The organism is Ramlibacter sp. bp-362, assembly GCF_054956735.1.
Genome location: NZ_JBUDXE010000006.1, coordinates 155,430 through 176,872, shown reverse-complemented (window position 1 = coordinate 176,872; position 21,443 = coordinate 155,430). Strand labels below are relative to the sequence as shown.

The window sequence follows — 21,443 nt, the reverse complement described above, 5'->3', positions numbered from 1 at the left end:
ATCAGGGCCCGATGCTTCCCGTCGCACGGCTGCCCTCGCAGGACGCGATGCCGTTCTTGATCGCCATGAAGTTCGCCGTCGTCATGGAGTTGACGATGGCGGCGGTGAGCGCCGGGACGTTCACTCGAAGGGGGTTCTCGGGCGTTCCGTCGCCCAGGAGGTAGATGCTGCCGACGCACAGAGGTGCGTGCGAGCCCGAATCCCCCTCACGGGTACGCTTCAACGGCAGGACATTGCTCGTGCCGCTCGTTGCCGACTCCTCAGCCGGTTCCATTCTCTGTCGCTGTTGCATGCTCAATCTCCTAGGGTGAGCTCCGGCTTTCAGGCCGGGGCGAAGGCAGGCCTCTCGGCCCGAAGCGGTTGCGATTCGACCGGAACGCCGAACAGCGTTTCGAAGATGTAGGGATAGCCGGTGGGCGGCAAGGACGGATTGGAGTTGACCTCCAGCCACCAGACATTGTCGTTCGCGTCGGCCACGCCATCGATCGAATACAGGATGGGTGCGCCAAACTGTCGCATCAGGTTGCGCTCTAAGGCTTCAGCCGCGGCCAACGCTTGATGGAACACCTTAGGCGAGAGCCGTTGCAGGCAGTTGTCGGCGGACTCGGTGGTGGCCGGCGACCGGTAGTCACGCCCGTACCTCATCTCCAGCCACACGGACTGGCCTTCGGCAGGAACATCGCCTCGGCCGAGGCCCTGGTAAGCGAGGCACGTATCGAGACCGCGCGCGTCATCCACCGGTCGCGGCGATCGAGGCGATTGCGATTGCGCTAACTGCTCGACCAGAGCATCCACGGTACTGGCACCGTCTCCCGTCACTCTGGCATAGGGATGCGCATGCACATGAAAGATGGTCCGCCCCCAAACCCACATCTTTATGTTGGTTCCTTCGATGAACTGTTCGGCGAAGGATTCGCCCGATGCCCGCTGCAGGCGCCCTTGTGTGATGTTCTTCAAGCAGGAACGAAAGGGACCGTCCACCTCCATGCCCCAGGAACCGCAGGACGCCTTAAGCACGTAGTCGTGGCTAGGCGCCTCCTGCGGACTCCACCAAGCGGGCGTCCTCAGTCCGTGCTCGATGGCGTATTTCTTGAATTCCAGCTTATCGGTGGAAAGGGGGCACTGAATTGGCTGATAGGGAAGCCAGCCCAGGAAGCCTGTCGTGTCTGCCGTGAGCTGGGTAACGTTGAGCAAACGGTCATCCATCCTGGCGCGAAACTGAGGATGCAAGGTGTAGTACCGATTCCTGGCCTTGATTTCCATCCGGAACGATTTGATATCAATGGAAGCGCCGTTGGCATGCCTTTCGGTCCAACTTTGCACCGCGCGAATGTGATTCATGAACATCGTGATGTACATGGGCGCGAGAGCTCACTAAGTGTCTTACGACTATTACCAGATGCTGACGGGGATGCGGCAACGCTGATACGAGGCCGCCCTCGGTAGATGCTCCTGCTACGCGAATACCCAGGTCAGCAGATTACCGGACAGTGAGAGCATTCACCAAAACCACATCCTGCGTTTGGTGGAGAACTTTGCTGCCACTGACACGGCCCCGCTACACGCGCTCTTACTTCGATTGCGCGTAACCGCACCTCAGGGGTCGGCAGTCCCTCGATCACCGGCAACTACCGGTCAGCCGCATGGTTATATCTAGCCCGGCACCGCAGAGCGCAAGCGGTTCCGTGTCAGATGCCAAGCCAGAATTTTTCGCCCTCAGCTTGCACGTACTTCTCGATGAACGACGCGAGGCTATCAGACGCACGCCACCAGTCAGTTCGATCGTCCAAAGGCAAAGCAACCATCACCGCACCGTAGCTATCGAGCGATGCGTCACAGCGCAAGAGAAGAAGATCCGAGTCGCCCAGAAATTCACCAATCACAAGATCGCCGATCGCATAATCTTGGGTTCGTTGATCAGCGAATCTCCGTGTCGCTTCTAAGGTTGCGCTTGGGGAAAGAATTCTGAGCCCCCATTGTTGATAGCGCGAATCCTCGAATAAGGATGTTTCACCACAGAATTTCCAGAGTTCGATTAACTCGGACGGCGCTTGGACCTCAGCTAACACACTCTCAATCTCTTTAGCCTCGCTCGGAGGTTGGAAGGAGCAGGTCAGGGGAGTAGGTGTCATCTTCCCCGAGTGGGTCGCAAACTTCGGGACTCCCCATGTGTTTTTGAGTCCACCGAGTACATGCACGATACGATTCATCAATAACTCCGCCAAAACGCATTAAATGCACCTGTGTGGGTCTTCCGCTGCACAGGAGTGAGATTCCAGAAAGTTTTGGTGCCGCCAAACTCAAGAGGTCGGATATGGTGAATGTCGTACTCACCCCACCCGCCTCTGGGAGTTTCATATCCGCGCTCATGCCATTCCTTGATAAAGTCGTGGCGATCCTGCATGGTCCACGAATCGCGAGACCCCTTTTCAACTCTCGTAAGCTCTCCCTCTGGAAATGGTATTGAACGCCCAGTCCTTAGATCCGGGATTTCCGGATAGACCATCCCTTCGCGGTTGATCACGACCAGCCGCTCAGTTCCGGCGCTGGGGGCGACAAGGCTAATTCTGACCGCCCCGATTTGCGAGGACATTGGGCCAGCCGCCCCGATATCCTCAAGCGCAAGCCCATAACCGCCAAACTTCGGAACCGCACCGCCCAGTACCAAGGTGGCCACTGCAGCTGTGGCTGCTTGGGTCTCGTTGTCGTACTTAAAAAGTGGCTCGATCATCAGCGGTTTGGACGAGCGGAATCCGGAAAGATGCGACCGATCACCTAAGCCTGTGGTCTCGCCAATCATCGTCCAACCGTCAAGGCTGAGCTTCAGGAGATTGACAGCACCATTGGCAGCATCAGGGCCAAGGTTAGCAATTCCCTTGTACAGGCCGTCACCAACGTCGCTTGGATTGCTGAACGCTCCGGAAAGCGCCCCGCCAGCGGCGTATCCGACTTCGCCAAAAGAACGCATCGTTCGCCCCAGAAGGTACTTGTTGAAGCTTGCGTGCGCAACTCCAGCGTCCTCAACCTCTGTCCAATAGCCGGCCATCGCCTCCCTGTCAAACGCTGGGCCGTTCAAAGGGGCTCGCGGGCGGGCAGGCCCATATCCACCAAAACTTCTTCCTATGCCTAGCTTCGCCTCGGCAATTTCCCAGCTCCCGTCTGGAACGGGTTCGCGAAGAGCTAATTCCACGCGAAGTCTCGCCCAGTCAGCTTCATCCAGCACTGGAGCGCGCGACGGTTCTTTTGCATTGCCGGCGTCCGCCCGCGCACTTTCAGCGACGTATCGATCAACGGCCGTACTCCAGGCCACCAAGGCCCCAGCGGACGGCCTCACACCTTGGGCGCTGGCCAGTCGCAAGCCCGTTCCAGTGTAGGGCGCCGACGCCTCGTCCACTCCGCCATATACCTCGTCACTGAGGCGCACGGCCTCGATTGTCTTCCGCTCATCGAAGGTCGCTGATCTGACTAAGGACTGCCCCAACGCATTGCCAAAGGCGTCTACCGCAACCTGCTGAATGACCATCCTGCCGCCCCGCATCAACGCCACGGCGGTTCCTGCTGCTAGGCCGGAAATCGAGCGTTGCGCAAAGTCACCCGTGGCGCCGTATCCGAACACCGGGTCAGCCGCCACTCTCACGGCTTGTCCCTGAGCACCCATCTCGGTATACGTGCCGCCCGACAGCGCCTCAGCCACAGCATGCCCAACTCCGGCTCCGACCGCTGAGGCTGCGACACCTCGCCAATCGAACTTCGATTGCAGCCCAGTGACCACTCCTATTCCCTGGGTCACCACGTTGCCGATCGCTGCGCGCGCGATGGTCTGGCCGAGTGTGTTCTCAGTAAGCCCGGTCAGATTGCCAACGCCGCCGGAGACACCGGCGCTGATCGCGCTCAATGCGACTCCATTCCAGCTGAACGCGTCCTGCACCCCGGCTGCTACTCCAAAGGCCTGGCTCGCCACAGACCCGGCGGCCCCCGCAACAGCGGCGAGGCCAGCACCAAAACCGCCAGCGATTCCGCCGAGTCCGGCCACCATGATCTGCGCCACACTGGCAGTCGCGAGCGTCCCACCGCTCATCAGGATGGCGCCGGCACCCGCGGTGAAGATGCTGACCACGACGGCAATAACAATCATCAACAACTGCCCCAGCCAATTCTTCTTCGGCTTCGGCATCGCCATGCTCGGCGTCTTGTCCCCTTCGATCTTGCTCGGGTCGTAGGGCTTGAACGTCGTCGCGTTGTTGTTGATCGTCCCGACGCGGTTCGGGATGTTCAGCGTCTGCCCCACCCGCATGTCGCTGCTGCTGGCCAGCCCGTTCGCCTCCGCGATGCGGTACCAGAGCGAGCTGTCACCGTAGGCGCCCTGGGCGATCGACTGCAGCGTGTCGCCTGAGCGCACGGTGTACGCGCCAGGGCTGGGATTGGGATAGCTGGCGCTGATCTTCGCGTAGCCGAAATCGAAGTCGACGATGTTCGCGAAGTTCGGGTTGTTCTCGTAACCCGAGGCGGGGCTGGTCGGGTTGACCTGCACGCCGTAGCGGCCCAGGACTTCGCCGTTGACGATCAGCTGGCGCTGGATGTTGTCGGCCTGGTTGACGAACAGCGCGCGGCCATTGGCGTCGTTGACGAAGGTGCGGTTGTTGTTCGCCTGGGAGGCGTCGGTGATGCCGACCAGGAAGCCATTGGCGTCGTATGTCTGCGTGAGGGTTCCCGGCTTCAGCTTGGTCGATTGGCCTCCGGTCTCCTTGGCCTGGTAGCCCTCGAAGCGCGCGAGGCTCGTGGTGCTGTACTCGTTCATCAAGCCGGCCTCGTGGTTGATGAGCGTGTAGCCCAGCACGTTGCCGACCTGGTCGTAGCCGTCCGGCGTGTAGGTCACGCCCTTGTAGACGCTCGGCGTGTTCTTGTCCCAGTTGAGCGTCAGCTTCAGGCCGTCGTCGGCCTTGCGCACGTACTGCTGCAGCAGGCGGCCGTTCGCGTCGTAGCGGTTGACGCGCGTTTCCTTGCCGTTCAACTGGTCGGGCGTGAGTCCCTTGTTGATGATGTCGGCGTACTGGGTGCTCAGGGCCCCCGCGGGGCCGGACTGGATGACGCGGTCGGCGCCGTCGTAGAAGCGCACGTCGATCTGGGTGCCGTCCTTCACCACGCTCTGCAGGCGGTTCAGGTCGTCGTAGCGATAGTCCTCGCGCGTGTAGCCGGTCGCCTCGCCGTAGTAGATGGGCGCCGTGACGTAGATTGCGGTGCCGTCCTCGTTGTAGCCTGTGATGATCGGCTGTCCGCCGACGATGGCGACCTTCGGCCCCCAGTAGGTGTCGCTCGTCCGGTTGCCGGCCGCGTCGTAGTTGATGGCATGGCCTTGCTCCCCCAGGTTTCCGGCGCTGTCCACGGCATCGACCACGATCTGCCGGTTCATCTTGTCGTACTTGAAGTACCGGCTGCTGCTGTTCGACGTCTCGCCGTTGACGCCCTGGTAGTCGACGTAGGTGGTGATGCGCGTGCGGTTGCCGACCGCGTCGTAGTCCATCACGATGTGGGCCCGGGCATCGGACACGTCCCGCAGGTTGCCGCGGGCGTCGTAGGTGCGCAGGACGGCGCTGTCGGCGCCGCGCGAGACCAGGAGGTCGTCCTGGTTCTGCACGACCAGCAATCCCTTGCCGACGTTGACGTACACGCCCTGGCCGTTGCGCCCCTCGACGGGGCTGCCGGCCATGGTGCCGGGGCCCAGGACTTCGCGCGAGCTGAGGTCCAGCCCGGCCCGCATGCCGCTGATGATTGCTACCATCTCCGTGCCCCCGCTGATGGACGCACCACCACCCGGGGGCGCCTCGGGGAGTACATCCACGGCGGGGGCCGGACTTTTAGCGGCTAAACCGCTTCGCGCGGATGCGGATATATGGAAGCAGGGCCCACGAGGCCCGCCCCGGCCAACGCAAACACGAAGGCGAACCCATGGACCTGGATGCGCGGTTCCAGCGACTGATCGAAGAGGGCCACCCGGCGGGCATGGCCGCGTTCCTCATCGCGTCGGACGAGGCCGCGGCAGGCCATGTGGAAGCGGCCGAGGCGGCCTTCGCGCAAGCCGTGCTGCTGGCGCCGGCGTTCCACCTGGCGCGCTACCAGCTGGGGCTGCTGCAATTCAGTTCCGGGCGGGCTTCGGTGGCCCTGATCACATGGCAGCCGCTGCTGGACTTGGCGGAATCGGACCCGCTGCCGCACTACGTGCGGGGCTTCGGCGCGCTGGCGCAGGACGACTTCGCGCAGGCGCTCGCGCACTACCGCGCGGGACTGGAGCGCGAGAACCCCAATCCCGCCGTCGCGGCGGACGTGATGAAAGTGGTGGAGCAGGTCGAGCGCCTGCTGCCCGGGTCGGACGCCGCCCTACTCCACTGAAACGAGCAGCGCCGCCCCCATGTCCCCGGCCGCGCAGCCGGTGAACATCCCCACGCCCCCACCCTGCATCCGCAGCGCCTGCACCAGCTCCACGATGCCCCGCATGCCGGTCGGTCCTTGCGGATGCCCGTAGATCAGGCTGCACCCCAGCGGGTTCATCTTCTCCAGCGGGTAGTCCATGGTCTTCGCGAACCACAGGTCGTTGACCGCGAAGGGGTTGTGCGTCACCACGCACTTCACGTCCTGCATGCGCAGGCCCCCGCTCGCCAGCGCCTGCTGCGCGGCCAGGGCCGGGGCCTTGGGCATGCGGCCTTTCTCCGCGCGGCAGGAGCCGGCGGCAATGATGCGCACCACGCCCTGGTCCTTGGCCAGCGCGCGCGCTTCGTCGCGGCCCGTGACCACCAGGCCGGCGGCGCCGTCGGCCGGGTGCGTCTGCGTGCCGGGCGTGGTGACGCCGCCGGGCAGCGAGGGCTTCAGCGCCTGCAGGCCCTCGCGCGTGGTGGGGCTGATGCCTTCGTCCTGCGCCAGCACGACTTCGCCCTTGCGCTGCTTCACCACGATGGGCTGCAGGTACTGCTTCTGGATGCGGCGGTCGTCGGCCAGCGCGCGCTGGTACTGGCTGAAGCGCAGCAGCGCCACCTCGTCGCACTGCTCTCGCGTGAAGCCGCCGTCGCGTGCCGTCGCTTCGGCCGTGTGCACCATCGACTCGCCGGTCCACGGGTCGGCCGCGAAGTTGTCCAGCACCCAGTTCTCGGTGAGCGGGCTGCCGCCCATCGATTGCGAACGCGGGTACACGAGCAGCGGCCCGTTGCTGATGCGGTCGGCCGTCACCACCAGCTGCGTGTCGCCGCCGGACAGCTGCGTGGCCGCCGCGGCCTGCACGATGGCGGCCACCGAGGTGGCGCAGGCCTGCGCGATCGCCGGGCCGCCGATGCCGGGCAGCCCCATGCGCGCGGCCACCAGCGGCGTGGCGTAGAAGCAGCCGGCCTGCGGCACGGTGCTGCCGTACACCAGCTGGCGCACGCGGCCCGTATCGAAGCCGCGCGCGGCCAGCGCGTCGCGCGTGACCTGCACGGCCAGGTCCATGCTGTTGACATCGGCCGTGGCGCCCTGCCAGCGGATGAAGGGGGAGGACCACAGCAGCGGCCCGGGGATGTAGGCGTTGTCGAACTTCATGATGTCTTCTCGTCAGCGTTGCGCGCGGATCACGCGCGCGTCGGCGTCATCGTAAAGCGCCGCCACGTCGGCGGCGCGGCGGGCCAGCACGGCGCGCTGGTTGATGTACCCCTTGTCGGTGATCTCGCCCGCGTCGGTGCTCGGCGGCTCGGCCTGCACGAGCGCGCGCGTGGGGCACTGTGAGGAGCCCCCGCCCTGCGTGGCCAGGCGGCCGAGCACGGCGGCGATGTGGCCGGCCAGCTCGCGCTCGGGCAGCTGCTTCGCCTGCGGCGTGGGGAACACCAGCAGGCCGATCTCCGCGCGCTCGTGGCCGGTGATCACCACGTCGGCCACGTGCGGCGCGAGCGCGCTCACGATGCGCGGACGCAGCGTGCCCACGCTCACCCAGGTTCCGGTGGTGAGCTTGAAGTCCTCGGCCACGCGCCCGTCGAAGGCGACGCCCGCGGCCGGGTCGGCCGGGTCCACCAGCTGGCCGGCGTCGCCGATCAGGTAGTAACCCTCCTCGTCGAAGGCGGCCTGCGTCAGTGCGGGCTGGCGCAGGTAGCCGGGGAACACGTTGGGCCCGCGGGCGCGCATCTCCAGCTTGCCGCCGTTGGGCACGAATTTCAGTTCCGCGCCGGGCAGCGGCAGCCCCAGGCAGCCGGCCGCGCGGATGCGCCAGTGCACGGTGGTGATCGCCGGCGCCGTTTCGGTGGCGCCCCAGGCCGAGGTGAACCAGAGCGGACGCTCGCGCACGCGCGCCGCCACGGCCTCCAGCCGGGTCCACAGGCTTTGCGGCAGGGCCGCGCCGGCGTAGAAGACGCCTTCCATGTTGCCCAGCACGTCGCGGGCGCAGGCTTCGTCCTGCTCCAGGAAGGGCAGCAGCATGTCGAAGCCGCGCGGCACGTTGAAGTGGAAGTTGGGCCGCACCTCGCGCAGGTTGCGCAGCGTGCGCTCCACCAGGCCCGGCGCCGGCCGGCCGTCGTCGATGTAGAGCGTGCCGCCGTGGGCCAGCACCATGTTGAAGTTGTGGTTGGCGCCGAAGGTGTGGCTCCAGGGCAGCCAGTCCAGCAGCACCATGCGGTGGCGGTTCAGGAAAGGCCACACCTGCGCGATCTGCTGCTGGTTGGCGCACAGCATGCGGTGCGTGTTGATCACCACCTTGGGCTGGCCGGTGGACCCGCTGGTCAGCAGGTACTTGGCGTGGTGCCCGGGCCGCACGCGCGCGAAGGCTTCCAGCACCGCCGGGGATTCGATGCCTTCGGAAAGTGCCTGGAAGCTGCGCGCGCCCGGCACCTCGCCCGCGTTCTGGCTGAACACGACGGGCGCCTTGCCGCCCCAGGCCCGCACGGCCGGGCCGTACACGGCGCCGTCGGAGGCGTAGACCAGCGCCGGGGCCAGCTGCTCGAGGATGGCGGCGACCTTGCCGAAGTCCTTGGTCATGCGGCAGTAGGCGCTGGAGACGGTGCAGAAGGGCCGGCCGACGTGCATCGCCGCCAGGCCGAGCAGGGCCGCGTCGATGGCGTTGTCGGAGAGGATCACCACGGGCTGCTGGCCGGGCAGGCGCGCGTCGAGCAGGCCCTGGGCGATGCGGCCGACCTGCGCGCGCACCTGGGCATAGGTGAGCTGGCGCCAATCGCCGTTCGCGTCGCGCTCGCACAGGAACAGGGTGTCCGGCGTGGTGGCGGCCCAGTGCTCCAGCCAGTCGCCGATGCAGCGCACGAAGGGCTGCAGCGGCTCGGGGTGGCGCAGCACGAAGCTGCCGTCCTCGCGGTCCTCGCGCAGCACGCGCGCGGGCGCGAGCGCCTGCACGTCGCCGAAGGGAGCATCCGATTCCATCATGTGCACCTCTCTCCTTTCGTTCAGCCGACCCGCATGTCGAACGCGTTGAGCGTATAGGCTACCAGCGCGTAGTAGCCGACGATGCCGACCAGTTCGACCAGCGTGGTTTCCCCGAGCTGCGCCACGGCGCGCGCGTAATGCGCATCGGGGATCTTGTTGGTGGCGAGCAGCTCGCCCGCGACTTCGGCGATGAGGCGCAGGCGCGGTGTTGCGAGGGACGGTGTTCGCTGCGCGCGGATGGCGGTCACGACCTCGTCGGAGAGTCCTGCCTTGCGCGCGATCGGCTCGTGGATCTGCTGCTCGCCCGCGCAGTCGTATCGGGCGGCCACCAGCAGGATCAGCAGTTCCGATTCCTCCAGCGACAGCGAGGTGCCGTAGCGGCAGAAGGCGCCGAGCTGCTGGGCGGGGTCGGCGAGGCCCGGGCTGAGCATCCAGGCGAGGAAGGGTCCCTGGACGTTGCCGCGCGTGCGCAGCACGGAGTCGTGGATCGCCCGCTGGGCTGGGGTCATCTCATCGGGGGTGGGCAGGTGCAGGCGGGATTGCATGGCGGTTCAGTCGGATGGTTGCTCGGCGCAGGACGGCGCCGGATGGTGATCCAAGAGCGATCCTACGTCCATGGCGCCGCAGTCGTCCCACAGTGTCCCGCAAGGCTCTGGAAAGGAAGAACCATGCGTACCCCTGCACAAATCGCCGGCCACCCCATCCACCCCATGCTGGTGACCATCCCGATCGGGCTCTGGATCTTCTCGCTGGTGTGCGACTTCATCGCGCGCGGCTCGGCCAACCCCGAGACCTGGGCGGCGGCCTCGTTCTACGCGATGGTGGGCGGCATCATCGGCGCGCTCGCAGCGGCGCTTCCGGGCCTGGTGGACCTGCTCTCGATCCGCCACACGCCCATTGCACCGACGGCCGTGAAGCACATGGCGCTGAACCTCACCATCGTCGTGCTTTACATCATCAACGCCTTCATGCGCCGGGACGACGGCGGCGCGGCGCCCGCGGGCGCGGAACTGGTGCTGTCCATCGTCGCCATCCTGATGCTGCTGGTGTCCGGCTGGCTGGGCGGGAAGATGGTGTACGAGGCGGGCGTGGCGGTGCATGCCGAGGAGATGGGGCAGGCGGCGGCGAACGAGCGTTGGGGAACGGTCAGCGGCACGCGCAAGACGGGTGCCACGCCGGCCATGCGCGGCGACCACGCCTTCGCGACGGACAGCGAGCGCGCGGCGCGCGAGCGGCGCGAGGAGCGTCCCTCCGCCGGCGGCCCGCAGAACCCGCGGGAATAGCGCCCCCTATCGCCTGGCCGGCCCGACGCCGGCCCGCGAAGCGCCATCGGGACATCCCCGATGGCCGCCCCGGTTCGCAGTCCTAGACTGCGCCGGATGCCCCAGCCTCTCCAACCGGCCGACCTGGACGGCGCCCTCGCCCTGGTCGTCGAGGCGGGCTGGAACCAGGTGGCGGCCGACTGGCAGCTGTTCAACGAGCTGGGCGCCGCCTTCGCCATCCACGACGCGGCCGGCCGGGTGATCGCCACGGCGGCCACCCTCCCCTTCACCGGCTTCGGCTGGATCAGCATGGTGCTCGTGGCCAGGGCCCATCGGCGCCAGGGCCTCGCGACGCGCCTGCTGGAACACAGCATCGCGCAGTTGCGCCGGCGCGGCCTGGTGCCGGTGCTCGATGCCACGCCCGCGGGCCGCACGGTCTACCAGCCGCTGGGGTTCCGTGATGGCTGGGCGATCACGCGGTGGCGGCTCGGCGCGCCTGCGCGCGCGACACCGCCGCAGGCGGACGCCGGCGTGACGGTGCGGCCCTTCGACGAGAACGACTGGCCCGAGGTCGACGCCCTGGATGCGCAGGCATTCGGTTCGCCGCGCGCCGCAGTGCTCCGGCGCCTGCACGTCCGCTCGCGCCGGTTTGCCTGCGTCGCGGTCCGCGACGGCCGCATCGTGGGTTTCCTGCTCGGGCGCGATGGCCGCCAGGCCACGCAGGTCGGGCCGGTGGTCGCGCGCGATCCGCACGCGACGGCCGCCCTGCTCGCGCATGCGCTCGAGCGCGTGCAGGCGCCGGTGCTGGTCGACGCGCTGGACTGCCACGAAGCGCTGCGCGAGCAGCTCATGCACGCCGGCTTCGCCGTCGAGCGCGGCTACACCCGCATGGCGCTCGACGCCAGCCGCACCTTCGGCGACGCCGGGCTGATGATGGCGATCGCCGGTCCCGAGCTGGGCTGAGCAGGCATGCGCCCCTTCCGCATCCTCTACGGCGACATCCACAACCACAACGCCCACGGCTACGGCGTCGGTTCGATCGAACGCTCGCTGGAGATCGCCCGCACGCACCTGGACTTCTTCGCCTTCACCGGCCATTCCAGCTGGCACGACATGCCGCAGATGGAGGGCGGGCGCGAGCGCCACTGGATCGAGGGCTTCAGGCGCCTGAAGGACACCTGGCCGCGCGTGCAGCAGGTGATCGCCGACGGCAACCGCGACGGCGCGTTCTGCGCCTTCCTGGGCTTCGAGTGGCATTCCTCGCACTGGGGCGACCAGTGCGTCGTGTTCCCCGACGACCACCGGCCGCTGCACTACACGGCCGATCCGCGCGAGCTGCGGCGCTTCTGCCGCGAGCACCGGGCGCTGATGATCCCGCACCACCTCGCCTATCCCAGCGGCAACCGCGGCGTGAACTGGGAGTGCTTCTGCGAGGAGTGCACGCCGGTCGTCGAGATCTACTCCGAGCACGGCAACGGCGAAGAGGACCGCGGGCCTCTCACCTACTTCAGCCACTCGATGGGCGGGCGGCAGACCTCCAACACGGCCCGCTCCGGCCTGGAGGCGGGGCTGCGCTTCGGCTTCGTCGGCTCGTCCGACGATCACGCGGGCTTTCCCGGCGCCTACGGCGAAGGCCTGATGGCGGCGCTGGTACGCGACTTCACGCGCGAAGGCATCTTCGAGGCGATCAACGCGCGGCGCACGTACGCGCTCACGGGCGACCGCATCGAAGTCGAGTTCGAGGTGGAGGGCGCGCCCATGGGATCCACCATCGAGGCGGGCCGCACGGTGGAGGCGCGCTTCCGCGTGCACGGGCGCGACGAGCTGGACGTGGTGGAGATCCTGCAGGACGGCCGCACCGTGCATCGCGCGTACCCCGAGGAAGCGGTGCCGCTGCCGGACACCTTCGGCGCGCCGGTGCAGGTGCGGCTGGAATGGGGCTGGGGGCCCTGGGGCGCGCTGGCGCTCGATCGCATCTGCGACTGGGCGATGCGCGTCGAGGTCGAGCGGGGCCGCATCCTGCGCTTCTTCCCCTGCCTGCAGTCCATGCCCTTCGACGAGCAGCGCCGCCATCGCTTCGTGCCGGATGGCGACAGCGCGCTGGACATCCGCTCCTACACGGCGCGGCAGAACGCCTACCGCGAGAACCCGAACCAGAGCGTGGTGCTGGAGCTCGAAGGCAGCGCCGACACCGTGCTGCACCTGGCGCTGCAACAGCCGGTCGCCCAGCGCTCGTCGAGCCGACTGGCCGACCTGCACGCCGGCTCGCGCAACCTGTTCACCGGCGGCTTCCCGAAGGAAGGCTACCAATGGCACCGGCTGCTGCCGCGCGCGTCTTCCTCGCTGGAAGGCCGCTGCACGCTGGACGTGCCCGCCGGGCGTTCGCACGTGTACCTGCGCGCGCGCCAGAAGAACGGCCACATCGCCTGGGCCAGTCCCGTGTTCATCAACTACCGCTGACGCCTGCCATGCACATCGCCTCCGTCGAGGTCTTCCCGGTCCGCCTGCCGCTCAAGGGCGTCCTGACATTGCCGCGCGGCCCGTCGCGCAGCCTGGAAGAAGGCAAGCGGGTCGCGCTCGTGAAGGTGACCGACAGCGACGGCAACGTCGGCTGGGGCGAGTCCGGGCCGTCACGGCGCTGGTCGGCGGAGACGCTGGAGTCCTGCGTCAGCTCGCTGCGCAACTATCTCGCGCCGGCCGTCATCGGCCACGACGTGTTCGACATCGCCGGACTGCACGCGCGCATGAACCAGGAGCTGGCGGTCGGCCTGGACCCGGGCCAGCCGATCGCGAAGTGCGCCATCGACCTGGCGGTGCACGACCTGATCGGCAAGCGATTGGGCATCAACGTGCAGAGCTGGCTGGGCGCGAAGCGCGCGGACAGCGTGCCGCTGGCGCGGCTCGTTTCCGCCGGCAGCCCCGAGGAGGCGGCGCGCATCACCGAGGAAGCGCACGCGCAGGGCTACCGCGGCTTCAAGGTGAAGGTGGGCCACCACAAGGAAGTCGATGCCGAGATCGTGAAGGCCGTCGTGCAGTCCGCGCACGGCGGCTACGTGTGGGCCGACGCGAACCAGGGCTACACGCTGGAGGAGGCGCTGCGCATGTGCCGGGCGATGGAGCCGCTGGGCATCACGCTCTTCGAGCAGCCGGTGGCCATGAACGACGCCTACGCGATGAAGAAGCTGCTGTCGGCCAGCAGCCTCACCATCGCGCTGGACGAGGCAGCCGTCGGCCTGCCCTTCGTGATCGACCTGATCCGCCGCGAGGCCGTGGAAGGCCTGGCGATCAAGGTGTCCAAGGTCGGCGGCCTGCACTACGCGCGGCAGATGTGCGACCTGGCGCTGAACGCCGGCCTCACGCTGGTGGGCTCCGGGCTCATGGACGCGCCGATCGGCTTCGCGGCGTCGGTCCACCTGTTCGCCGCCTACGGCATCCGCCTGCCGGTGGACCTGAACGGGCCGCAGTTCATCGCCGAGGACTACCTGGCCGAGCCCCTGCCGGTGCGCGACCAGGTCGCCTACGTGCCCACCGCGCCCGGGCTGGGAGTGGTGGTGGACGAGGACAAGGTGCGGCGCTTCGCCCTGCCGCTTTCCTGAAACGCACGAAAGGAGCTCCGCCATGCGCAAGCTGATCGCCGTCCTGCTGCTGGCCGCGACCTCGCTGGTCCAGGCACAGCCCGCCTTCCCCGACCACCCGGTGAAGCTGGTGGTGGCCTTCCCGCCGGGCGGGTCCACCGACATCAGCGCCCGCCTGCTCGCCTCCAAGCTCGCGGTGGCCTGGGGGCAGCCCGTGGTGGTGGAGAACAAGCCGGGCGCCGGCGCCAACATCGGCACGACCTACGTCGCCAAGGCGCCGCCGGACGGCCACACGCTGCTGCTCGCGACGACGGCGCTGTCGATCAGCCCCAGCGTCTTCGCGCAGCTGCAGTACGACGCCCTTCGGGATCTCGCGCCGGTCACGATGGTGTCCACCATCCCCAACGTGCTGGTCGTGCACCCCGACGTGCCGGCGAAGACCATCGGCGAGTTCATCGCCTATGCGCGAGCGAACCCGCGCAAGCTGAACTTCGCCGCGCCGGGCGCCGCCAGCGGGCAGCGCATGACCTTCGAGCTGGTGAAGCAGGCGACGGGCACCGATGTCGTCATGGTCCCGTACAACGGCGGCGCGCCCGCGCTGCAGGCGGTGCTCGCCGGCCAGGTGCAGGCCATGATCGTCAACGTGGTCGAGGCGACCAGCTACGTGCAGGCCGGCAAGCTGCGCGCGCTCGCTGTGACCACGGCGCAGCGAGCGCCCATGCTGCCCGACGTGCCGACGCTCGCCGAGACCGTCGCGCCGCAGGTGGACACCTTCGTGTGGCAGGCCCTGTTCGCGCCGGCGGGCACGCCGCCCGCCGTGCTGCAGAAGATCGCGCGCGACACCGCGGCCGCTCTCGCGCAGCCGGACGTGAAGGACAAGCTCGCCAGCATGGGCATGAACGTGGTGCCCGGCACGCCCGAGGCGCTCGGCGCCTTCCTGCGGCAGGACATCGCCACCTGGCACCGCGTCGCGAAGGCGGCCGCCATCCAACCCCAGTGACGGAGAACGCCATGCTCAAGTCCATCGTCCTCGCCGCCTGCGCCCTGTTCGCCTGGGCGGCACCGCCCGCCCACGCGCAAACCTGGCCGGACCATCCCATCCGCCTGCTGGTCGGCTTTCCGCCCGGCGGCTCGACCGACCTCGCGGCGCGCATCCTCGGCGCCAAGCTGTCGCAGGCGCTCGGACAGACCATCATCGTGGAGAACCGCGCCGGCGCCAGCGGCAACATCGCGGCGGAGACGGTGGCCCACGCGGCGCCCGACGGCTACACGCTGCTGATGGCCGCCACGTCCTTCGCCGCCGCGCCGGCCTTTTTCGACAAGCTCGCGTGGGACCCGCTGAAGGACTTCACGCCCGTGTCGCTGGTCGCGACCGTGCCGATCATGGTGGTGACGACGCCTTCGCTCGGCATCAAGAACCTGAAGGACCTGGTCGCCTACTCGAAGGCGCACCCCGGCCAGCTGAACATGGCTTCTCCCGGCCCGACCACGCTCACCCGTCTCTCGGGTGAACAGTTCGCGCAGGCCGCGGGGCTGCAGTGGACCACCGTGCACTACAAGGGCGGCGCGCCGGCGATGCAGGACCTGCTGGCCGGGCGGGCGCACGTGATGTTCGCCAACATCTCCGACGTCATCGCGCAGGTGAAGGGCGGCAAGCTCGACGCCATCGCGGTGGCGACGCCGCAGCGCACCGCGATCGCGCCCGAGGTGCCGACCATCGCGGAGTCGGGCCAGCCCGGGTTCTCCTTCTCCACCTGGCAGGCGGTGGTGGGCCCCGCCGGGATGCCGGCGCCCGTGGTCGCGAGGCTCAACACGGAGATCCGCAAGGCGATGGCGCTGCCCGAAGTGCAGGCGCAATTCCTCAAGCTGGGCACCGACGCGGCCACCGGCACGCCGGAGGAACTGCGCACGCTGCTGGCCGAGGAGGTCGCGAAGATCAAGCGGGTGGCGAAGGCGGTGGGGGCGACGCCGAACTGAAGGGGCGCGCAGCGTCCGGTTCGGGATCGCGCGAAAACGTCGCCGGCACGAGCCGGCGACGATCGACCGACAGGTCGAACACGTCGAACCGGTTGTAGTAGCCCACGATGTCGTGGAACTGCTTCGGCTCGATGCAATCCGCAAGGTCGAAGGTCGCATAGGCGATGCCCTCTTCCTCGCGCAGGGTGTCGCCGACGGGCGATCCCGTGGGGTCGATGAACTGCGTCGCCGCGCGCGGCGTGTTGTGCAGCACCTCGGCGGCCTGCGGGTCGGCGCCGTCCAGCAGGGAATCCAGCATCACGCGGTCCATGAAGCCGGCGTTCAGGATGCCGAACACCTTCGCCTCGAAGCACTGCGCGCTCGCCCGGATCCGGTTGGCGGCCACGTTGTCGAAGTTCTTGCCGCCGGACGATCCTGGCGGGCGCGTCGGCCAGATGGCGGGCCAGGCCGAGATGTGGATCTGCTCGCCCTGCGCGGCCAGCGCGTAGCGCGCCAACGGATTGGTGTTCTCGCCGCAGATCAGCGCGCCGATCTTGCCGATGCGCGTGTCGCTGACCCGCAGCCCGTGGCCGTCGCCGGCGGCCCAGACCATCTTTTCGTAGAAGGTCGGCACCAGCTTGCGATGGTGGTTGAGGAGGCTGCCGTCGTCGCCGATCAGGACGTTGGAGTTCCAGATGCAGCCGACGCTGACGCGGGATGACTCGCTGAAGCCGAGCGAGACGAACACGCCGTTGCGCCGCGCCGCGTCGGCCACGGCGGCGATCTCCGGGCCGTCGACCAGGACGCTGTTGGCGACCATGCGCTTGAAGCGCTCGTGGTTGTAGATCGGCGCCCAGAGCGCCGCCCAGACGGGAAAGCCGGGGATGTACGACTCGGGGAAGACCACGAGCTCCGCGCCGTTGCGCGCGGCCTCGTCGATCAGCGAGACGGCCTTCTTCGCCGTCGCCGCTGCGTCCATGTAGACGGGTGCGGCGTGCGCCGCGGCGACCTTGACGACGGGCAGGTTCATGCGAGGACTCCTGTGCGGCCGCGCACGGCCGCGTTCCCCGCATGGTACGCCTCGCGGGTTCCGGCCCGTCACGCGCGCGCAGGCGCCTCCCTCCCCAGCCGCGCCAGCGGCGTTGCGAAACTGAGCTCGTGCCCGTCCGGGTCGGCGAGATGGAAGAAGCGCTCGCCCCAGCTCGCATCGCGCGGCGGCGCCTGCGGCATGAACCCGCATTCCATGGCGCGCCGGTAGGCCCCGTCGACGTCCGGCACGTGGAAGATCAGGCGGCCCCACCACGACCAGGCACGCTCGCTGCCCTCGGTCGTGAGATTCAGGCAGGCGTTGCCGGCGCTGAAGCTCGTGAACGATGCGCCCGGGCCGCCGTAGCGCAGCGCGAAGCCGAGCGCCTGGTAGAAGGGGACCGCCCGGGCCATGTCGTGCGTGGCAAGCGTCACGGCGCTGATGGCCTCGATCGCCGCCGGGCGCTGGTCGCGCGCGTCCCGCGACGTCGTCGTCACAGGCTGGGCTGGATGTTCTGGTTGATGCCGAACATGTTCTTCGGGTCGTACTTGTTCTTCAGCGCCACCAGCCGCTCGTAGTTTTCGCCGTAGGCTTCGCGCACCCGGTCCCCTTCATCCTGCGTGAGGAAGTTGACGTACACGCTGCCGGTGGCGAAGGGCGCCGCCGCCTGCCACAGCGCCCGGGCCCAGCGGATGCACTCCTCGTCCTTGGACGGGTCGGACCAGCGGCCGTGCACGTTCATCACGTACTGGCCGTCGCGGTGGTTGTAGGCCGTGGCCGTGCGCGCCACCCGGCCCACCGCCCCGCCGAGCTGGGCACATGCGATCTCGGTCTGCGGGTCGGGGATGCGGCTCGCGTAATCGACCAGCACGTCGAGCAGGCCATCCGGCAGCCCGGTGAAATCGTGCGACTTCCAGTAGTTGCGCGCGCCCGGCGTCAGCAGCGGATCGAGCAGCGTCTGCCACGCCGCATAGGGCACCGGCCCGACGGTATCGGCGATCGGCTGGCCGAACTTGCGCAGCGGCTCGGTGAGGCGCGCGCCCTCCTCGGCATCGCCGTTGTAGCAGACGGCCAGCGCCAGGACCTCCTTGCCATGCCATTCGGGTGCCAGGAAAGGAAGGGGCGGCGCCTGCCGCAGCACGAACCAGCAGACCAGCTGGTCGGGCGCCTGGGCGGCGAACTCCCGCTTGAACCGCAGCACTTCCTTGGCGGCCGGGAGCGGGTGGACGACGAGCCCGGCGAACACGTTCGGTCCCACCGGGTGCAGCCTGAACTCGAAGGAGGTGACCACGCCGAAATTGCCGCCGCCGCCCCGCAGGCCCCAGAACAGGTCCGCGTTCTCGGCCGCACTGGCGGTGACGAGTTCGCCGCTGGCGGTGACCACGTCCGCCGACAGCAGGTTGTCGATCGACAGGCCCAGGCTGCGGCTCAACCATCCGAAGCCGCCGCCGAGGGTCAGGCCCGCCACGCCCGTGGTCGAGTTGATCCCCAGCGGCGTGGCCAGGCCGAAGGCCTGCGCCTCGCGATCGAAGTCGCCGAGCGTGGCGCCAGGCTCGACACGTGCGATGCGGCGCTCCGGGTCGATGCGCACCGACTTCATGAGCGACAGGTCGATCTGCAGGCCGCCCTCGCCCACGGCGCTGCCGGCGATGTTGTGGCCGCCGCCGCGCACGGCCACGGCCAGGTTGTTCTTGCGCGCGAAGCGGATCGCGCTCATCACGTCGGCAGCGCCGACGCAGCGCACCGACACCGCCGGATGGCGGTCGATCATGCCGTTCCAGACGGTGCGCGCCTGCTCGTACTCATCCGAGCCGGGCTCGGCGACCCGGCCGCGCACGAGCGGCCGCAATGCCGCCAGCGCCTCCTCGCCCACACCGGCGCTCGACCGCGCCGCAACGCCGCCACCTGATTCCGCCATGGTCGTTCTCCTGGGGTTGGGGGAACTCAAGGTAGGCGACGCGGGCGGGTTTTTCCAATGTTGTTTCCAATGGCAATGCTTCCGGGTTCCGGCAGCCGGAAGCCCGCGATCTCCTGCCCATCGAGCTGCGCCACCAGGCCGGTTTCCCATTCGAGGTAGCGCCGCGCTGCCTCCTTGTTGCCGTCGTGCCGGTCGTGCACGAAGAACAGGAAGTCGATGCAGTCGGCATCCGGCGGCACGCCGGCGGTGGACTCCACCGGCAGGCCCGCTTCGCGCCACGCGGAGAAGCCGCCTTCCACGAGCCGCGGGCGCTCGAGTCCGGCGGGCCAGTCGGTTTGCACCGCCCACCCCGCCGCTGCGGGATCGTCGGCGACGATCGCCACCTGGCGGCGCTCGTCGCGCAGCGCCTGCTGCAGGCGCTGGCGGGTCGCCCAGGTCGCGCCGGCGGCGTGCGCCTTGCGGAATTCCATGCTGCCGCGCAGGTCGAGGATCGCGAGTTCGCCGCGCTGCGCGAGCCGCGCCGCGTCGGCCACGCCGATGCGCCCCGGCGCCGGTGCGTCCGGCAGGCCGGCCGGGGCGAGCGCGAGGCCGCTTTGCAAGCCGTCCTGCAGCACCCAGGCCTCGTGCCCCATCTGCCGCAGCCAGCTCGCGACCGTCGGCGCGCGCACGCCGTCGTCGTCGAACAGCACCAGGCGGGCGCCGCGGACGCCGACGTACTGGTCGAAGGCCTGCAGCAGCTGGCCGCCGGGCGTGTGCTGCGCGCCCGGCAGGCTGCCGCGCGCGAACTCCTCGGGCGTGCGCACGTCGCACAGGTAGAGCGTGCGGTCCTCCTGCGCCGCCCATGCACGCACCGTGGCCGCATCGACCGTGCCGGCGCCGAAGCGCTGCGCCAGCTGCTGCGCGTTCTCGCGCAATGCGGGCGTGCCGCTGTCGGGCGCATAGGCGCGCGTGCCGCCGTGCTCCAGCGGGTGGTCGCGCAGGTACCAGCCCTGCGTGCCGTTCTCCAGCGCGTACACCGGGTTGCGCATGCCCAGGTTGATCAGCGTCTGCGCGCCGATGATGCTGCGCGTGCGGCCGGCGCAATTGACGACGATCGGCGTCTTCTCGTCCGGTACGAGGGATTTCACGCGGTACGGCAGCTCCCCGTTGGGGCAGCACAGCGCCGTGGGGATGTTCATCTTGCGGAACTCGCTCACGGGCCGGCCGTCCAGCACGACGACGCGCTCGCCGCGCGCCAGCACCCGGGCCAGGTCGTCCGCGGAAATGCGCGGCGTGCGGTAGGCGTGCTCCGCCAGTTCGCCGAAGGTCTTCGAAGGCAGGTTCACGCCCGCGAACAGCGTGTAGCCGGCCTCGCGCCAGGCGCGGGTGCCGCCCTCGAGGACCGCCACGTTGCGCCAGCCGAGCGCCCGCAGCCGTCCGGCCGCGCGGCGCGCCACGGCGAAGCTGTCGGCTTCGCCGCTGTCGCAGACCACGCAGCGCACGTCGCGGCGGGGCACCAGCCGGGCGATGTCCAGCTCGAGACGGCTGTAGGGCAGCGGCACCGCGTAGAACAGGTGCGACTCGCCGAACTGGCCGTGCTCGCGCACGTCCAGCAGGGCGATCTCGCCGCCGTCGTGCAGCGACGCCTTCAGGGCGCGGGGGGCAATGCTGGCGACCACTTGCGTCCAGCCTAGCGACGGGTCTGCACGCCGATGTCCATCGTCTTGCAGGTGCCCGCGGCCAGGTCGAACGAGGTGCGGCAATTCAGCGTTTCCAGCGCGCGGCCGTACATGTGCAGGTGGCGGATCACCTGGTCGCCGCGGATCTCCACCGAGTGGATGTCGTCGGGCATGAGGGCGATGCCCGTGCCGGGCGCGACCACGATGCATTCGCGCTCGCGCAGGCGCCCCACGCCGGGCTGCGACCCGTCGTCGAGGCGCTCGTACACGCGGTTGTGCTCGGTGCCTTCGACCGCGGCGATGCAGGCCCAGGTGGTGTGGTCGTGCGGGACGATCTTCTTGCCGGGGCGCATGACGTTCAGGTACAGCGCGTAGCCCTGGTCGGGGTCTTCCGCGATCAGGTAGCGGTTCTGGTGCTCGCCCGGTTCCGGCGCGGCGAACTCGCTCCAGAGTTCGCGCTTCGCGGCCAGTTCCTGCAGGGTTTCCAGCACCTCCTGCAGCTTCGCGCGGTCCGGGCCGCCGGGCTCCAGGATGGATTTCATGCGGCCGATGGCGGATTGCACGGCCTCGTTGCGTGATTCGGCGATGGTGGACAAGCATTTCTCCTGCGGGTAGGGCGCCACTGTAGGTGGACCGGCCCGCCGGATCAATGCGGGGAGGCCT

General features: G+C 68.6%; 19 protein-coding genes. 7 read left to right on the top strand and 12 right to left on the bottom strand.

Annotated features, from left to right (window positions below; translation table 11 throughout):
* Position 1: 1 nt before the first annotated feature.
* The 4 genes from ACY0MJ_RS10485 to ACY0MJ_RS10470 all read right to left on the bottom strand — a co-directional run bounded on the left by ACY0MJ_RS10485 (position 2) and on the right by ACY0MJ_RS10470 (position 5,779).
* Complete coding sequence (locus tag ACY0MJ_RS10485) at positions 2-223, bottom strand: hypothetical protein (RefSeq protein ID WP_462638362.1); 222 nt, start codon at positions 221-223, stop codon at positions 2-4.
* A 98-nt stretch (positions 224-321) separates the two neighbouring features.
* Entirely contained in the window at positions 322-1,359 is a 1,038-nt protein-coding gene (locus ACY0MJ_RS10480; RefSeq protein WP_462638361.1) for a hypothetical protein, read from the bottom strand.
* Positions 1,360-1,688: 329 nt separating this feature from the next.
* Positions 1,689-2,210: a hypothetical protein gene (locus tag ACY0MJ_RS10475; RefSeq protein ID WP_462638360.1), complete on the bottom strand. Its 522-nt coding sequence runs from the start codon at positions 2,208-2,210 to the stop codon at positions 1,689-1,691.
* Positions 2,210-5,779, bottom strand: a complete 3,570-nt coding sequence (locus tag ACY0MJ_RS10470) for a LysM peptidoglycan-binding domain-containing protein (RefSeq protein WP_462638359.1) — start codon at positions 5,777-5,779, stop codon at positions 2,210-2,212. Before ACY0MJ_RS10470 ends, ACY0MJ_RS10475 begins: the two co-directional genes overlap by 1 nt.
* Positions 5,780-5,946: 167 nt before the next feature.
* On the opposite strand from ACY0MJ_RS10470, the gene ACY0MJ_RS10465 reads away from it, so the two are divergent.
* Positions 5,947-6,387, top strand: a complete 441-nt coding sequence (locus ACY0MJ_RS10465; RefSeq protein WP_462638358.1) for a hypothetical protein — start codon at positions 5,947-5,949, stop codon at positions 6,385-6,387.
* On the opposite strand, the gene ACY0MJ_RS10460 is transcribed toward ACY0MJ_RS10465, so the two are convergent.
* Genes ACY0MJ_RS10460 through ACY0MJ_RS10450 form a run of 3 tightly spaced genes read right to left on the bottom strand, consistent with a single transcriptional unit; the run spans position 6,376 to position 9,929 of the window.
* On the bottom strand, positions 6,376-7,563 hold the full coding sequence (locus ACY0MJ_RS10460) for a thiolase family protein (RefSeq protein WP_462638357.1): 1,188 nt from the start codon (positions 7,561-7,563) through the stop codon (positions 6,376-6,378). The genes ACY0MJ_RS10465 and ACY0MJ_RS10460 overlap by 12 nt on opposite strands.
* A gap of 12 nt (positions 7,564-7,575) precedes the next feature.
* Complete coding sequence (locus ACY0MJ_RS10455; protein ID WP_462638506.1) at positions 7,576-9,381, bottom strand: feruloyl-CoA synthase; 1,806 nt, start codon at positions 9,379-9,381, stop codon at positions 7,576-7,578.
* Positions 9,382-9,404: 23 nt separating this feature from the next.
* Positions 9,405-9,929, bottom strand: a complete 525-nt coding sequence (locus ACY0MJ_RS10450; protein WP_462638356.1) for a carboxymuconolactone decarboxylase family protein — start codon at positions 9,927-9,929, stop codon at positions 9,405-9,407.
* Between the two features lie 123 nt (positions 9,930-10,052).
* Between ACY0MJ_RS10450 and ACY0MJ_RS10445 the strand changes: the two genes are divergently transcribed.
* From ACY0MJ_RS10445 to ACY0MJ_RS10420, 6 genes are all read left to right on the top strand, one after another.
* Positions 10,053-10,667, top strand: coding sequence for a DUF2231 domain-containing protein (locus ACY0MJ_RS10445; protein WP_462638355.1), 615 nt, complete (start codon positions 10,053-10,055; stop codon positions 10,665-10,667).
* 96 nt (positions 10,668-10,763) lie between these two features.
* Positions 10,764-11,609 (top strand): GNAT family N-acetyltransferase, encoded by an 846-nt coding sequence (locus tag ACY0MJ_RS10440; protein WP_462638354.1) that lies wholly within the window; start codon positions 10,764-10,766, stop codon positions 11,607-11,609.
* A 6-nt stretch (positions 11,610-11,615) separates the two neighbouring features.
* On the top strand, positions 11,616-13,106 hold the full coding sequence (locus tag ACY0MJ_RS10435; protein WP_462638353.1) for a hypothetical protein: 1,491 nt from the start codon (positions 11,616-11,618) through the stop codon (positions 13,104-13,106).
* Between the two features lie 8 nt (positions 13,107-13,114).
* A complete protein-coding gene (locus ACY0MJ_RS10430) occupies positions 13,115-14,242 on the top strand; it encodes a mandelate racemase/muconate lactonizing enzyme family protein (RefSeq protein WP_462638352.1) in 1,128 nt (375 codons plus the stop codon).
* 22 nt (positions 14,243-14,264) lie between these two features.
* Entirely contained in the window at positions 14,265-15,221 is a 957-nt protein-coding gene (locus tag ACY0MJ_RS10425; RefSeq protein WP_462638351.1) for a Bug family tripartite tricarboxylate transporter substrate binding protein, read from the top strand.
* A gap of 11 nt (positions 15,222-15,232) precedes the next feature.
* Entirely contained in the window at positions 15,233-16,198 is a 966-nt protein-coding gene (locus tag ACY0MJ_RS10420) for a Bug family tripartite tricarboxylate transporter substrate binding protein (RefSeq protein WP_462638350.1), read from the top strand.
* On the opposite strand, the gene ACY0MJ_RS10415 is transcribed toward ACY0MJ_RS10420, so the two are convergent.
* The 5 genes from ACY0MJ_RS10415 to ACY0MJ_RS10395 form a co-directional block, all read right to left on the bottom strand.
* Entirely contained in the window at positions 16,158-17,207 is a 1,050-nt protein-coding gene (locus ACY0MJ_RS10415) for a carbon-nitrogen hydrolase family protein (protein WP_462638349.1), read from the bottom strand. The genes ACY0MJ_RS10420 and ACY0MJ_RS10415 overlap by 41 nt on opposite strands.
* A gap of 68 nt (positions 17,208-17,275) precedes the next feature.
* Complete coding sequence (locus tag ACY0MJ_RS10410; RefSeq protein ID WP_462638348.1) at positions 17,276-17,701, bottom strand: VOC family protein; 426 nt, start codon at positions 17,699-17,701, stop codon at positions 17,276-17,278.
* The gene (locus tag ACY0MJ_RS10405; RefSeq protein ID WP_462638347.1) at positions 17,698-19,122 is read right to left on the bottom strand and encodes an FAD-binding oxidoreductase; all 1,425 of its coding nucleotides are present in this window, start codon (positions 19,120-19,122) and stop codon (positions 17,698-17,700) included. The genes ACY0MJ_RS10410 and ACY0MJ_RS10405 overlap by 4 nt, the downstream gene beginning before the upstream one ends.
* Before the next feature lie 26 nt (positions 19,123-19,148).
* Positions 19,149-20,780 (bottom strand): rhodanese-like domain-containing protein, encoded by a 1,632-nt coding sequence (locus tag ACY0MJ_RS10400; RefSeq protein ID WP_462638346.1) that lies wholly within the window; start codon positions 20,778-20,780, stop codon positions 19,149-19,151.
* Positions 20,781-20,791: 11 nt separating this feature from the next.
* Positions 20,792-21,376: a cysteine dioxygenase family protein gene (locus ACY0MJ_RS10395; protein ID WP_462638345.1), complete on the bottom strand. Its 585-nt coding sequence runs from the start codon at positions 21,374-21,376 to the stop codon at positions 20,792-20,794.
* Positions 21,377-21,443 lie beyond the last annotated feature (67 nt).

Coding starts and splice junctions, on each gene's coding strand:
- ACY0MJ_RS10480 (WP_462638361.1), bottom strand. CDS start 1,359: ATGTACATCACGATGTTCATGAATCACATTCGCGCGGTGCAAAGTTGG.
- ACY0MJ_RS10475 (WP_462638360.1), bottom strand. CDS start 2,210: ATGAATCGTATCGTGCATGTACTCGGTGGACTCAAAAACACATGGGGA.
- ACY0MJ_RS10470 (WP_462638359.1), bottom strand. CDS start 5,779: ATGGTAGCAATCATCAGCGGCATGCGGGCCGGGCTGGACCTCAGCTCG.
- ACY0MJ_RS10465 (WP_462638358.1), top strand. CDS start 5,947: ATGGACCTGGATGCGCGGTTCCAGCGACTGATCGAAGAGGGCCACCCG.
- ACY0MJ_RS10460 (WP_462638357.1), bottom strand. CDS start 7,563: ATGAAGTTCGACAACGCCTACATCCCCGGGCCGCTGCTGTGGTCCTCC.
- ACY0MJ_RS10455 (WP_462638506.1), bottom strand. CDS start 9,381: ATGGAATCGGATGCTCCCTTCGGCGACGTGCAGGCGCTCGCGCCCGCG.
- ACY0MJ_RS10450 (WP_462638356.1), bottom strand. CDS start 9,929: ATGCAATCCCGCCTGCACCTGCCCACCCCCGATGAGATGACCCCAGCC.
- ACY0MJ_RS10445 (WP_462638355.1), top strand. CDS start 10,053: ATGCGTACCCCTGCACAAATCGCCGGCCACCCCATCCACCCCATGCTG.
- ACY0MJ_RS10440 (WP_462638354.1), top strand. CDS start 10,764: ATGCCCCAGCCTCTCCAACCGGCCGACCTGGACGGCGCCCTCGCCCTG.
- ACY0MJ_RS10435 (WP_462638353.1), top strand. CDS start 11,616: ATGCGCCCCTTCCGCATCCTCTACGGCGACATCCACAACCACAACGCC.
- ACY0MJ_RS10430 (WP_462638352.1), top strand. CDS start 13,115: ATGCACATCGCCTCCGTCGAGGTCTTCCCGGTCCGCCTGCCGCTCAAG.
- ACY0MJ_RS10425 (WP_462638351.1), top strand. CDS start 14,265: ATGCGCAAGCTGATCGCCGTCCTGCTGCTGGCCGCGACCTCGCTGGTC.
- ACY0MJ_RS10420 (WP_462638350.1), top strand. CDS start 15,233: ATGCTCAAGTCCATCGTCCTCGCCGCCTGCGCCCTGTTCGCCTGGGCG.
- ACY0MJ_RS10415 (WP_462638349.1), bottom strand. CDS start 17,207: ATGAACCTGCCCGTCGTCAAGGTCGCCGCGGCGCACGCCGCACCCGTC.
- ACY0MJ_RS10405 (WP_462638347.1), bottom strand. CDS start 19,122: ATGGCGGAATCAGGTGGCGGCGTTGCGGCGCGGTCGAGCGCCGGTGTG.